Genomic DNA, 13335 nt, shown 5'->3' on the forward strand with positions numbered 1-13335 from the left:
TTGCAGGGGAGGACTTGATTGCATGGCACTTCGTTGTATTCCATCAAGCATAACGTTTGCGTTCCAAGGGGCGGCTTCCATCCCGGAGGCTTTGGAGCAGCAAGCCGTCTAAAGGGCTGGGGGATCCTGATGCGCCGACTGTTGTCGAGTGTTGCCGTATTGCTGCTGTCGAATGCTGTCCTGCTGTCTGGGGCGGGAGCCCAGGAAGCGACCGATACCAAGAAAAAGAAACCGGCCCAGGGCCAGGCCGAACAGCCCATAGAGCTGGATCCGGTCTTCGTCCTCGGCACCCTGCCGTCGCAGGCCAGCAATTCCGACATCGGTGGCCAGTCGATATCACGGAGCACCGTTACCGCTACGGATATCCAGAAAAGCAACCGCAATACGCTCGATGATGCTTTGGCGACGATGCCGGGCGTCGAAGTCTCCAATACAGGCGGCAGCCGCAACGAGAGGCTGATCTATATCCGCGGCTTCGACCGCTTCCAGGTTCCCCTCTATATCGACGGCGTCCGCGTCTATCTGCCGGCAGACAACCGTATCGACTTCGGCCGCTTCCTGACGCCGGATCTCGCCGAGATCCAGGTGCAGAAGGGTTATGTCTCCGTGCTCAGCGGTCCCGGCGGCATGGGCGGCGCGATCAATCTGGTTACCCGCAAGCCGACCAAGGCCTATGAGGGCGAATTGCGGCTGGGGATCGATGCCGGCAACACCGGTGCCCTGGCGGGCTTCACCACCTCCGGATCGGTGGGCATCAAGCAGGATCATTTCTACCTGATGGCCAACGGCTCCTACCGCACCAGCAATGGCTGGTTCCTGCCGCGCAGCTTCGATCCGGTGTCGATCGGTGCGGGTGGGCCGATCGAAAAGGGCGGTCGCCGCAACTTCACCAACGTCAAGGACTGGCGCGCCAATTTCAAGCTCGGCTTTACGCCCAACGACACCGATGAATATGTCGTGAGCTATACGCGCCAGGGCGGCGAGAAGGCCGCGCCCTATTCGATCTATGAACCGGTGCGCGGGATCACGCCGATGCCGTTGCCACCCGGCACGGCCTATCAGCGCGACTGGGAATGGCCCTACTGGAACATCTCCAGCCTTGCCTTCAACTCCAAGACGGCAATCGGCGAGGCCTCCTACATCAAGACGCGGGCCTATTACAACACGTTCGACAACCTGCTGCAGGCCTATGACGACTACAGTCATACGACCCAGACGACGACACGTTCCTTCGACAGCTATTATCGCGACCATGCCTATGGCTTCAGCCTCGAAGGTGGCACAGACCTCATTGCGATGAACACGCTGAAGGCGGCGATCCACTTCCGCCGTGACGTCCACCAGGAGCGCCAACACAACCGGCCCGGCGTTTCCGCCGTCATGGAGCCGTGGCAGCGCACATCCGAGGATACCTGGTCCTTTGCCGTCGAGGACACCTTCCACGCCACCGACAAGCTCGATTTCGTCGCCGGCGTCAGCTACGATCTCAACGATATCAAGAGAGCGCAGGACTATAATACGACGCTCGGCCGGTTCGACTATCCGACAGGCGGCAGCCATGCCTTCAACTGGCAGCTCGCCAGCATCTACCGCCAGAGCGAGGCTTCGCAGTTCCACGCCAGCGTCTCGTCGCGCTCCCGTTTTCCGACCCTGTTCGAGCGCTTCAGCACGCGCTTTGGCGACGCCCTGCCCAATCCGAGCCTGAAGCCAGAACGGGCGACCAATTACGAGATCGGCTGGGCCGGCAAGCCTCTGGAAGGCGTGCAACTGGGCGGTTCGGTGTTCTACAGCGATCTCAAGAACGTCATCCAGTCTGTTTCCATCGGCGGCAACAAGATCCAGAACCAGAATGTCGGCGACGGCCGCACCTACGGCGTCGAACTCTATGGCGAATGGGCGGCCCGCTCCGACCTGACGCTGGGAGCCCGCTACACCTATCTCAAGCGCAGGCTGATGGATCCCCAGCGGCCCGGGCTACAGCCGGTCGGAACCCCGGGCAACATCGCCTATCTCTATGTCGAATGGCTCCCCTGGGACAATTTCACGGTGCGGCCAAGCCTCGAGCTCTACAGTTCGCGCTGGTCGACGGACCGCCTGGAGAACAACTTCTTCAAGACCGAGGGCTTTGCGCTGGCGAATTTGAACGTCAGCTACAAGGCCTCCCAGAACCTGCAGTTCGATGCGGGTATCCGCAACATCTTCGATACCGACTATCAGCTTGCCTATGGCTTTCTGGAGCCCGGCCGCAACTTCTTCGTCAGCATGACGGCGACGTTCTGATCCTGTCGGCTGGCCGTTGTCCTGAGGGAGGCCGTGTTCGTTCCCGGGCCGGAGATGGCCATTATCCTGGTAATCTCCGCATCGGTTTTCTATGGTCCGGGGCCACCCTGACGATCATGGGCGGTGGAGGCATGATCTTCGTCCAGCCTCGCACCGGCCGCTGGCGTCCGGCAAACAGTCGCACCCGAGGGGATCATGTCCTGCGGCGTAGGATGCCGCTTCGCCACGATGAAGGAAAGTGACGAGCAGCGATGAATCGACCTGCCTATCCCGGCGTTGCCGGCCTTTCGAGTTCCGTGTTCTGCCAGAAGGAGCCGCGCAACACGAAGTACGTCTTTGCCGAGATCGTCGACTATGTGCTTGCGATGATCGAGCCCGATGCGGCGCCGCTCACCTTCGTGCAGGTCGGCGCCAATGACGGCATGCGCGGCGATCCCATCAGCCGGCACGTCATCCAGGGTGGCTGGCGCGGCCTGCTGGTCGAGCCGGTGCCGGCGGCGATGGAGCGGCTGCGTACCCATTACGGCACGCGTGACGGACTGATCTTCCGCGATGAGGCGATCTGGCCGGAGGAGGGGACGCGTGACTTCCACATTGTCCGCGGCGAGGACGTGTTGAGCAGCTTCTCGCTGCCGACCATCATGATGCACGAACTCAAATATGATGATCTGCCCGGAATGATCGAGACCGTGCCGGTTACGACACGCAGGCTCGACTCGCTCTGCCGGGAAACCGGATTCGAGACGGCTGACCTGTTGGTGATCGATGTCGAAGGCTGCGACGACATTGTCTTGCGCACCTTTGATTTTGACCGCCACCGTCCCTCGGCGATCCTGTTCGAGCATGTGGCGCTTACGGCCGAAGCCTCACGGGCGATTGGCGAGTTTCTCGAAAAACTCGGTTATCACATCATCTACGACCGCCATGATTGCCTCTGCCTCCTCGGCGAACGCTTCGAGCCACGGCTGGTCGAATTCCTCGGACGCGTCGTCAAGGCTGCGCGGGAGAATTGAAGGACGGGCGGCGCAAGGGGTATACGGGCAATTCCCGTAACCATCTTGGCGGCCACTGCGCTTTCGGGCGTTCCGATGGCGGGCCGGTTTGCCTGGAATGATGGCTTCCTCTGGGTGTGAATGGGTAGAAAGTGGCGCTGCAGGCGACACGCTCGCTGTCTCAGCGTTGCTGGCGCCGATATTCGGCAGGTGTCGCACCCCATAGGCGTTTCATCCGCATCGTCATGTGGGAGTGATTGGCAAAACCGACACTCGACGCGATCTGGCTCAACGGCAAGTCGGTGTTGACGATCAATTCACGAGCCCGCGCCAATCGGGACGTCACGACATAACCATGGGGCGATTGTCCGGCCGTCTGCCCGAAGGCCCGGGCGAAATGGCTTGGCGACAAATGTGCGATCGAAGCGAGCTTTTCGAGAGACAAGGTTTCGCCCAGATGCGCCTGAATGAAGTCGTTTACCTTGCGCCAGGTAGCCGGAGATAGGCCCCCATTGAGGGAAGGAGACGAGTGCGGCCTTAGCGATGAGTAATTGCGCAGGAGATGGGTGGAGAACAGCGTGATCAGGGCATCAAGACTTTCCTCGAAGCTCAGAGCCGCGTTCTCGAGTTCATATCGCATGGATTGCGCGAGGGCATGGGCGTGGCGGTCGACCGTTCCCAGCTGTGGTGGGTGGAGCTCGAAGCAATCCTTGTCGAACTCCGCACCGGCCAGCCGCGCCAGGCGGCCGGGATCGACCGCGACCAGCAGGCTCTGCTTTTCGACTTTCCAGCAGGCGAATACCTCAGCCGAGGCGGGAATGATCTCAAGCGAGCCGGCAGGGGCCACACCCACGGTCCTGCGATCGCTGTTGAGCGCGAGTTCCCTGCCTGGCTGGGGCGTCAGCAGCACCAGGGCCATATGCACGGGCGCCGTATACCCGATCGCATTCGGACCAGTGTGGGACCGCGTCATCGCCCCCCCATCGGACTCGTATTTTGGACCCCATTCGTCCGGAACGCCTCTGAGCATGCCCGTTCAACACCTTGTCCTGGGGGCAGCAGGACGATCTGACTGTCGCAAAGAGGCGGCGCGACCCGACGCAGCTCTGGCAAACCTCGATCTGATGCGTATCCCAGGCGTCTCCTCAGCGCGGTGATCGAAGCCGGCCATTGGAGGAAAGCATTCCTCCAAAGCAGAATCGACACAGAGCTTCCTCGCGCTGGAATGCCGGATGATTGGCTGCTTCGCAGCCATGCCCCACAGATCGAAGCCGGGCTACGTATGGCGAACGCCGACCTCATAATATTACCCCCATCCAAGAGCTATCCTTTCGGCCCGCAAGGGTTCAAGTTATAACTAACTCTTTGATATCACTGGATTTCACAAAATTGCACCTTTTTGTCATTCTGGCCTTTTCTTGGTAATTCTGGCGGGATCTCGATCCCCGGCTGGGTAAGACACTGCGGCCCTTTCGACGACATCGAAAGGAAAAAGGTAGTGGGGATCGGGCGGTGCGATGCCGCTTCAGGCAGCCAGCTATCCGGGTAATTTCAGTCAATCGGCCGGCGGGGGAGAAAGTTCGGACGGTACCCTGCCGTGATGCTGCCGGAAGGCGCGCCCGAATGCGGGCACGCTGTCATAGCCCACCTCCGCGGCGGCCTGCCTGATATCGAGCCCCTCGGAAAGCCGCCGCGCGGCCCATTCGAGACGGAGCCGGCGTGAAAAATCAGCGGGGGTCAGTCCGAAAGCCGATTGGAAACCGGCCGTGAGCTTGTTGCGGTTGATCCCGACACGTCGGCTCAATTCTTCGACCGATGGAGGATTGTTGAGTTCTCGACGATAGATGAGAGCGGCGATATCGATCAGTCTCTGATCTCTGGCTGCCGAAGCAAGCTGCGCGGTGCCGCCTGGGAGTTCGAAATTGTTGAATTGCACAACGGTCAGAGCCAGCAATTCGACGGCCTTGGCTTTCAGGTAGATGCTGCGGATCGGCTCGTCGAACTTGCAGTCGATCAGGGCGTCGAGGATGATCCACATCTCGGGCGTGAGGGGCGTCGCGATGGAAAGCGAAGACGCTCCCACATTGAAGAAAGCGTCGCGATATTCGTCGCGCCAGAAGTCGGGCCGCAGTCCGAATGACCCGACAAGATGGTCACGTGCGATATGAATGCAGATGGCTCTCGTGGCGATGGTGGATGCTGACGGGCGAAGCTGACGGATCTCGGTGACAGACATCGGAGCCGCAGTCAGCGAGACCGATCCTGAGTGAACCTGTTGAATCTGCCCGCTATGGTGGTGGAAATAGTTTCCGCTGACCTGCAGATATTGGATCGTTATGTAGTCGCCACGTATAATGCGGCTGATGAATGGCTGAAATACATGTACACTAAGGATGCACAGGACGCAGGCTTCATCCACCTTGATATATGAATCGCCGATGAGCGTTGACTGATGCGGGTCCCATACACTCCCGTCACGAATGACCGGCGTCGACTTCAGGGCACCCATAAGATCTCGAATATCAAGTTCCAGCCTGGATAGCATAATGCCGCTTCTTCGATGCTGGAGAGGCCGGCCCGATACGCTTCATTCGGCTTCCCCCATGCGCTGCACGCAACCTTTCAGAAAACTACTACATTCTTGCGATTTATCACGATCCGATCATTACCTGCGCTTTCAACGACAAATTTCGCATCGGCTTATTACAAACCGAGAACATTCTGGTAGATAATATTGTCATCGGTGTCTAGATAAAATATATAATAAATGTAGTTAAATGATATTATCAAAAATAATATATGTTTTGTGTAATTTAACAAAAATTAATGGTAATTATTTTATAGCTTTTCGATAAAGACTTTATTTTTTAAATAAAAAACTCTCAGTATGGAGAATATTTTTATGGTGCCTACCTTCAGAAAAGTCGCTTCATTCGGTTCGATTATCGGCGCGTTCTATCTGATATCTGCCCCAGCCTTTGCGGCGTCCCCCTGCGACGGAGTCGATACCCATCTGACAAAACAGCGGCGAACCGACTATGCGAAGCTTATCGCAGGGAACCTCAACGCGAAGGTTCGACCATCCAAGGTTGACGTTACGAAATTCATGCAGGCGGCCAGCTGGACCGTGGTATATGCGAACGTACCCGTGGCTGATCCGGGCTATTTCTTTTTCGAGACCTCGTCCGGTGCCCCTAAATTCAAGGATGTCTGGGGAGGCGTCGCCGATAAGAGCGAAGCGCCTGCGATTTTCGCATGGGCAATGAAACTCGGTGCCAATAGAGCCATTGCCTCCTGTTTTACGGACATGGTGGCCGGCGACTAGACAAGCCTTCTGCAGCGGAGGCCCAAGGCTTCAACCACAAAGATGTATCTTTCCGAACGGTATGAACGATGATCCGCTTTCTTTGCGCCAAAGCAGCCTGTGTACTCACGTTCGCGGCGATTAATTTGGGTTTGGCCGTGATACCTGCCCAAGCCGGCGGTGTCCGGATCAGTGCGATCAACAGTGGCGGGCGCAGCGTATTGCTTCCATTCTCCGTTACCTGCGCCTATCCAGATGGCAGTGAAAGCAATTCTGTGAGTTATTCGGTCTGGACAGGCAGTTCCACGGTCGTAAATGGTTGCCGCCAATTTTCGATATATTTTACATCGTCGCGCGGTGGTAGATATAGCTATGCCATGTATGCTGGCCGCTCCTATTATTTCCAGTGGAATGGTACGCGTTGGGCCTTCTTTGAAAACTGATCGATCTGAACTTGGATGAAACCGTCCAGGCCCGAAACCCGGGCGGTTTCCGTTCATTGAAATTCTCGGCATCGACGGACGCTGTGGGACATTGATAGCACGCGAGGCCCATATGCATGGCAGGCACAGGCAGCCTATTTGCCCGGCGAAGCCTGGGCAGCGGCTTCGATTAGCTTGGCGACAACTGCCGGGTTCGACACCATCACCACATGCGAGGCGCCCTTGACCACCACGGTCTGCTTGGAATGGGCGCGGTCCGCCATGAAGGCCAGGGCCTGGGGCGGGATGTTGAGGTCCTTGTCGCCATAGACGAACCAGGAGGGGATCGTCTTCCAGGCCGTCTCGGTCGAGGCCTCGCCGAGCGCGGCTTCGGTGATCGGCCGCTGCGTGGCGGCCATCAGCTTCGCCTCGGCCTTGGGAACATCCGCGGCGAACTGGTCGGGGAATTTGGCCTGCTGGATATAGAGATCCTTGCCGCCGCCCGAGGTCGACACCGGCGGGGCGAGTGTCGGCCCGAGCGTCGAGCCCGGGAACTTGCCGCTGAGCCCGATGGCGGTCTCGCCCGTTTCCGGCGCAAAGGCCGCGACATAGACGAGGGCTTGGACATTGGCCTTTCCGGCGGCGGCCTCGCTGATGACCGAGCCGCCATAGGAATGGCCGACCAGGACCACGGGCGTCTTGATGCTGTCGATCAGGCTGGCCACGGAGTCGGCGTCACCGCGCACGCTGCGCAGCGGATTGGCGGCGGCGACGACGGGGTAGCCGTCCTTTTCGAGGCGCTGGATCACGCCGTTCCAGCTCGAGGCGTCGGCAAAGGCGCCATGCACGAGAACCACGGTTGGCTTGGCTGTCTCGGCCAGAGCGGGCGCACTCAGCAACAGGGCGCCGGCGACGGCCAGCCCTCTCACGAACTTCTTCATCGGACTTTCCTTCGGGTTGTCACCCGCACCGGATCTTGGGCGGGAAGATGAAATCGGGCGTTTACAGATCGGGAGCGAAGGTCTCGCGCATCGCGGCTTCTTCCTGCCGGATGCGGGTCACCAGGGGGATGAAATAGAGGGGAATGCCGATCACCAGCGTCCAATAGGCGTTGAGAGCCAGTGCAAAACCAATGAGTTCGGGCAGGATATTCAGAAAGTAGTTGGGGTGCCGCACGAACGAGAACAGGCCGCTCTGAACCCGCCGATGCTGCGGGCTGATGACGATCTTGATCGTCCATAGCCCGCCGAGCGAACGGATCACCGAAACGAGGACGAAAGTGGATGCGATGTAGATCGCGATGCCGCCCGCGGACACAAGGGCGTTCGGCTGATGCGATCTGGCCGTCGACTCGACGATCGCGCAGACGTAATAGATCACGTGAAAGACCGCGAGGAGGATGCTGTTCTTCGCGCCATATTCCTGCGCGCCATCCCTCTTCAAGGCCTTTTCGTGCCGCGCCGAAATCGCGAGCGTAAGGAGGCGCCAGGCAAAGGCGGCGACGGCGAAGAGGATGAGATGGGGCGGCATGTGAATTCCCGGATCGTCAGGAGCAGGGCGCCTTATGGCGCCAGCTTGGTAAAGACATAGTCACGCGCTTTCACGCGCGCCTCGTGGCAGGCAAAGCAGGTCTCGTGTTGGGCTAGGTCCACAGGCTTGCCGTCGATGAAGCGCCCGAACCCCCAGCCGCCGGTGGCGGCATATTTCCTGGAATCCTTGACCATGACCTGCACCGTCGTTGCCGGCCCTGGTACCAAGGCGGATTCGAATTCCGGCGACTGCACACGCTTCCAGGCAAGCTTGACCAGAATGGTCCCGTCGGGGAAGGGCAGGGTCCCGGCACGATAGGCGTCGATCGCGGTCTTGTTGCCGAGGACAGTGCGCAGCTCGTTGAGGGGCTCGTGCTCCAGCGCCGGCGCCACCAATTCCCATTGCCGGTAGCCGTTCGGAATGGTGACGCCGTAGATCGGCGAGGCCGGCTTGGATGCGCTCTTCGGGGCTTCCGTATCCTGGGCGAGCGCTCCGGCCGCAGCGACGACCACAGCCACGAGGCAGGCACCGGCCAAAGGCATGGTCACTGAGGTCTTCATCGTGGAAGTCCTTCACCTGGTTCAGAAACGGGCGACGTCGAGCATCGCCTGGGCGAAGGCTTGCGGTGCCTCCTGCGGCAGGTTGTGGCCAATGCCGCCCTTGATCAGGCGATGCTCGTAGCGGCCGGAGAACCGCTTGGCATAGGCTGATGGCTCCGGGTGCGGCGCGCCATTGGCATCGCCTTCCATGGTGATCGTCGGCACGGTGATCGTCGGCAGGGCGGCGAGCTTCTTTTCCAACTCATCATACTTGGCTTCGCCTTGCGCCAAGCCGAGCCGCCAGCGGTAATTGTGGATGGAGACGGCGACATGATCGGGATTGTCGAAGGCCTGTGCCGAACGTGCGAAGGTCGCGTCGTCGAACTTCCATTGCGGCGAGGCGAGCTCCCAGATCAGCCGGGCAAAATCATGGGTGTATTTCGCATAGCCGGCCTCGCCCCGGTCGGTGGCGAAATAATACTGGTACCACCACTGCAGCTCTGCCTTGGGCGGCAGGGGCGCCTTGTTCAGCTCCTGGCTGCCGATGAGATAGCCGCTCACCGAGACCAGCGCCTTGCAGCGCTCGGGCCAGAGGGCCGCGACGATGTCGGCCGTGCGGGCGCCCCAGTCATAGCCGCCGATGACTGCCTTCTCGATCTTCAGCGCATCCATGAAGGCGATGATGTCGCTGCCCAGCGCGGCCTGCTGACCGTTGCGGGGCGTCTCGGCCGAGAGGAAGCGCGTGCTGCCATAGCCGCGCAGATAGGGCACGATCACCCGGTAGCCGGCTGCCGCCAGGATCGGTGCAACGTCGGCATAGCTGTGGATGTCATAGGGCCAACCGTGCAGCAGCAGCATGGGAGTGCCATCGGCTGGCCCGGCCTCGGCATAGCCGACATCGAGCACCCCGGCCTTGATCTGCTTGAGCGAGGCGAAGGCGGTATGGGTGCCGCGGCCGGATGCGGACGAAGAGGACTTGGTCTGTGCGCTGACGGCACCGATTGCGCCGAGCGGCGCGAGAACGGCACCGAACACCAGTGTGCCGAGCAGGCCGCGGCGCGATTGATCGATTTGTTCCGACATCGACATGAATCCCGATTGCTGAAGTTGTGGCCGTAAAAAGCCGCAACACTGTATCGGCCTTATGTCGCCATCGGCTGGATTTGAAAGGCTATGTAAGCCCCTTCCGCCTCGATACAGAGTGATACAATCGGCCACAGCCGCCGCCGGCCTGCCTGTATGGCAATGTATCGGCAAGCCAGCCGGATACGGCAGGATGCGGATCGAGGGCGGCGGAGACATATCGGGCAAACATGGCATCGCCAAAGACGGGGCACCGGCAGGAGGGCTGCCGTGAAATGAATGGAGTTGCCCCATGTCTTCAAACAAGATGTCTTCAAACAATTCGTCTTCTTCGAGCAATTTGCCTTCGCATGATTTCAACACGTCCCGACGCGGTTTGCTGAAATCGGCCGCCGCAGCGGCGCTCGTCGGCCTGATCCCCACCGCCTTGCACGCGGCGGAAGTCGGCAACGATATCAGGCCCTTCAAGATTGCCATTGCCGAGGAGGACATCGTCGATCTGCGCCGGCGCTTGAGCGCCACGCGCTGGCCCGAAGAGACGGTGTCCGACTTCTCGCAAGGGGTGACACTGGCAAGGCTGAAGCCGCTGGTCGCCTATTGGGCGGAATCCTATGATTGGCGCAAGGTCGAGGCCCGGCTCAACGCGTTGCCGATGTTCGTGACCGAAATCGACGGCCTCGACATCCACTTCATCCATATCCGCTCGCCACATGCCAAGGCGATGCCGATGATCATGACCCATGGCTGGCCGGGCTCGATCCTCGAATTCATGAAGGTGATGGATCCGCTGGTCGATCCCACCAGATATGGCGGCAAGGCCGAGGACGCCTTCCATCTGGTGGTGCCCTCGATCCCCGGCTTCGGCTTCTCGGGCAAGCCGACGGCCAAGGGCTGGGGCTCCGACCATATCGGCCGCGCCTGGGGCGTGCTGATGCGGCGTCTCGGCTATGAGCGTTATGTGTCGCAGGGCGGCGACTGCGGCTCGGTGATCTCCCACCGCATGGCGCTGCAGAAGGTGCCCGGCCTGATCGGCATCCACGTCAACATGCCGGGGGCGGTGCCCAAGGAGATCGCCGCGATCCTGACGGCGGGTGGCTCGGCGCCGGCAAGTCTCACGCCGGACGAGCGCCGAGCCTTCGATGCCCTTGACCTCTTCTACAAGGACAGTTCGGGCTATGCGACCATGATGGTCACGCGGCCGCAGACCATCGGCTATTCCCTGGTGGATTCACCTGTGGGCATGGCCGCCTGGATGTATGAGAAATTCGCGACCTGGACCTATAGCGGCGGCGATCCGGAGAAAGTGCTGACCAAGGATGAGATGCTCGACGACGTCTCCCTCTACTGGCTGACGCAGACGGGCGCTTCGGCGGCGCGCATCTATTGGGAGGACCACTCCAACAATTTCAATGCCGTCGACATTGCCGAACTGCCCGTCGCGGTGACGGTGTTCCCGGGCGAGATCTATCGGGCGCCCCGGAGCTGGGCGGAGCGCTGCTATCACAACCTCGTCTATTTCAGCGAGGCCGGGAATGGCGGCCACTTCGCGGCCTGGGAGCAGCCGGAGCTGTTCGTGCAGGAAGTCCGTGCCGCCTTCCGGTCGCTGCGCTGAGCTAGTCCTACCGGCGCTCGCCCCGCCGGTCGGGTGCCCATCCCCAGTGCCCGTGCAAGTGGGATTGGGATGTTTGCTTCACGACCAGGAAACGGCCTGGCTCAAGGCATCTCATAGGCGGTCGGCGGCTCGAACAACCCGCCCCGGCGGATTTCCAGGGCTCGGCCGATGCGCAAGGCCAGGGCTTCCTCGAAGCGGGGCACCGCGATCTGCAGGGCGGTCGGCAGGCCTGTTCCGACCAGGCCTGCCGGAACGCTGAGGGCGGCCATGTCCATCAGGTTGACGAAGCGCGTGAAGGTGCCGAGCGGGGTCTTGGTTTCGTCGATCTCGGCAAGCGGCGGCGGCAGGATCGGCGCCGTGGGCGTCAGCAGCGCATCCGCGCCCTCCAGATAACCGGCGAACTCGATCTGTGCGGCACGCCGCTGCTCCAGCAGGTTCTGGTAGCGGGCGCCGTCGATCTCCTTGCCCTTGAGGATGCGCGATCGCACGTCCGGATGGACCAGGCCGTCGTCCGGCCCGGCATAGCGGCCGAGATGATGCCAGGATTCGGCCGACATCAGCTCGCCGGTCAGCGTCATATAGGCTTCCGGCGCCCGGGGCATCGCCTTTTCCCGAATGTCCGCGCCGAGGGCCGCGAGGTCGGCGAGTGCAGCCCGGAACCGCTCGAGCACCAGCGGCTCGACACCGGCAAGGTCGGACGCCGCGGGGACGCGCAGGCGAAGCCCGGCTAGATCATGCTCCGATGCGCTCGACAGGGCGACCGGCGGTGCGCCGAATGTCGCCGGATCGAGCGGATCCCGCCCGGCCATGGCGGCGAAGAGGAGGGCAGCATCCTCGACCGAACGGGTGAGAGGGCCGACGCTGTCGAACGAGGGGGCGAGGGTCAGCAGGCCACCGCGCCCGATCCGGCCGACGGTGGTCTTCAAGCCGACGATGCCGCACATCACGGCCGGGTTGCGGATGGAGCCGCCGGTATCGGTGCCGAGCGCCGCCGGGACGAGGCCGGCGGCAACCGCCACGCCCGATCCGCTGGAGGAACCGCCGGGCGCCCGGGGCAGGCCCGGATCTCGCGGGTTGAGTGGCGTGCCCGTGACGTGGTTGGTGCCCCAGCCGCCGAAGGCGAATTCGACGGTCTGGACCTTGCCCACGAGCACCATGCCAGCCTCGGCCAGCCGCGTCACGGCGTTGGCCGTTACAGCCTGGGGTTCGGCACCGAGCGCCCTGGAGCCGGCCCTCGTCGGCCAGCCTTTGACGTGGAACAGGTCCTTGGCGGCATAGGGGACACCGTCGAGAAAGCCCCGCGCCTCCCCGCGGCGGCGGCGCTGGTCGGATGCGATGGCAGCCTGCAGCGCCTCTTCCGCGAAAACGGCGACAAATGAACGAAGCGCGCCGTCATGGGCGGCGATGCGCTCCAGCGCGCGACGTGTGATCGCCTCGGAGGTAACACGGCCCTCCGCCAGCAGGCGGCCGAGCTCGGCGGCTGTTGCGAATGCGGAAATGCTGTCTGCGCCCACGTCGGTCTCCTCATCGGATTCGGCCAAGCAAAGCATGGAGCGGCCCGACAAGGGAAGAC

At 61.4% G+C, this 13335-nt stretch carries 12 protein-coding genes; 5 read left to right on the forward strand and 7 right to left on the reverse strand.

From position 1 onward, the window contains the following. The first annotated feature begins 129 nt into the window (after nt 1-129). Together ACZYTC_RS24465 and ACZYTC_RS24470 are read left to right on the forward strand one after the other, a co-directional pair. A complete protein-coding gene (locus ACZYTC_RS24465; RefSeq protein WP_488990770.1) occupies nt 130-2280 on the forward strand; it encodes a TonB-dependent receptor plug domain-containing protein in 2151 nt (716 codons plus the stop codon). A gap of 251 nt (nt 2281-2531) precedes the next feature. Next, nucleotides 2532-3293 carry an FkbM family methyltransferase gene (locus tag ACZYTC_RS24470; RefSeq protein ID WP_434960995.1) on the forward strand — a complete coding sequence of 254 codons (762 nt, stop codon included), beginning with the start codon at nt 2532-2534 and terminating at the stop codon, nt 3291-3293. 160 nt (nt 3294-3453) lie between these two features. Here ACZYTC_RS24470 and ACZYTC_RS24475 read toward each other — a convergent pair whose 3' ends face one another. Together ACZYTC_RS24475 and ACZYTC_RS24480 are read right to left on the reverse strand one after the other, a co-directional pair. Next, on the reverse strand, nt 3454-4245 hold the full coding sequence (locus tag ACZYTC_RS24475) for a helix-turn-helix domain-containing protein (protein ID WP_434960994.1): 792 nt from the start codon (nt 4243-4245) through the stop codon (nt 3454-3456). 582 nt (nt 4246-4827) lie between these two features. Beyond that, on the reverse strand, nt 4828-5781 hold the full coding sequence (locus tag ACZYTC_RS24480; protein WP_488990771.1) for a helix-turn-helix domain-containing protein: 954 nt from the start codon (nt 5779-5781) through the stop codon (nt 4828-4830). A 393-nt stretch (nt 5782-6174) separates the two neighbouring features. On the opposite strand from ACZYTC_RS24480, the gene ACZYTC_RS24485 reads away from it, so the two are divergent. Next, entirely contained in the window at nt 6175-6597 is a 423-nt protein-coding gene (locus ACZYTC_RS24485) for a hypothetical protein (RefSeq protein WP_434960992.1), read from the forward strand. Nucleotides 6598-6665: 68 nt separating this feature from the next. Further along, complete coding sequence (locus ACZYTC_RS24490; protein WP_434960991.1) at nt 6666-7019, forward strand: hypothetical protein; 354 nt, start codon at nt 6666-6668, stop codon at nt 7017-7019. Between the two features lie 134 nt (nt 7020-7153). Here ACZYTC_RS24490 and ACZYTC_RS24495 read toward each other — a convergent pair whose 3' ends face one another. The 4 genes from ACZYTC_RS24495 to ACZYTC_RS24510 form a co-directional block, all read right to left on the reverse strand. Continuing rightward, complete coding sequence (locus tag ACZYTC_RS24495; protein WP_488990772.1) at nt 7154-7939, reverse strand: alpha/beta fold hydrolase; 786 nt, start codon at nt 7937-7939, stop codon at nt 7154-7156. Nucleotides 7940-8000: 61 nt separating this feature from the next. Beyond that, entirely contained in the window at nt 8001-8528 is a 528-nt protein-coding gene (locus ACZYTC_RS24500; protein ID WP_488990773.1) for an isoprenylcysteine carboxyl methyltransferase family protein, read from the reverse strand. Between the two features lie 32 nt (nt 8529-8560). Then, nucleotides 8561-9088 (reverse strand): cytochrome P460 family protein, encoded by a 528-nt coding sequence (locus ACZYTC_RS24505; RefSeq protein WP_488990774.1) that lies wholly within the window; start codon nt 9086-9088, stop codon nt 8561-8563. Nucleotides 9089-9109: 21 nt separating this feature from the next. Further along, nucleotides 9110-10150 carry an alpha/beta fold hydrolase gene (locus ACZYTC_RS24510; protein ID WP_434960987.1) on the reverse strand — a complete coding sequence of 347 codons (1041 nt, stop codon included), beginning with the start codon at nt 10148-10150 and terminating at the stop codon, nt 9110-9112. A 307-nt stretch (nt 10151-10457) separates the two neighbouring features. Here ACZYTC_RS24510 and ACZYTC_RS24515 point away from each other — a divergent pair, with 307 nt between their 5' ends. Beyond that, entirely contained in the window at nt 10458-11762 is a 1305-nt protein-coding gene (locus ACZYTC_RS24515; RefSeq protein WP_488990926.1) for an epoxide hydrolase family protein, read from the forward strand. A gap of 101 nt (nt 11763-11863) precedes the next feature. On the opposite strand, the gene ACZYTC_RS24520 is transcribed toward ACZYTC_RS24515, so the two are convergent. Continuing rightward, the gene (locus ACZYTC_RS24520; RefSeq protein ID WP_488990775.1) at nt 11864-13276 is read right to left on the reverse strand and encodes an amidase; all 1413 of its coding nucleotides are present in this window, start codon (nt 13274-13276) and stop codon (nt 11864-11866) included. Nucleotides 13277-13335: the final 59 nt, after the last annotated feature.

The sequence above is a fragment of the Labrys sp. F242 genome, from assembly GCF_057813875.1.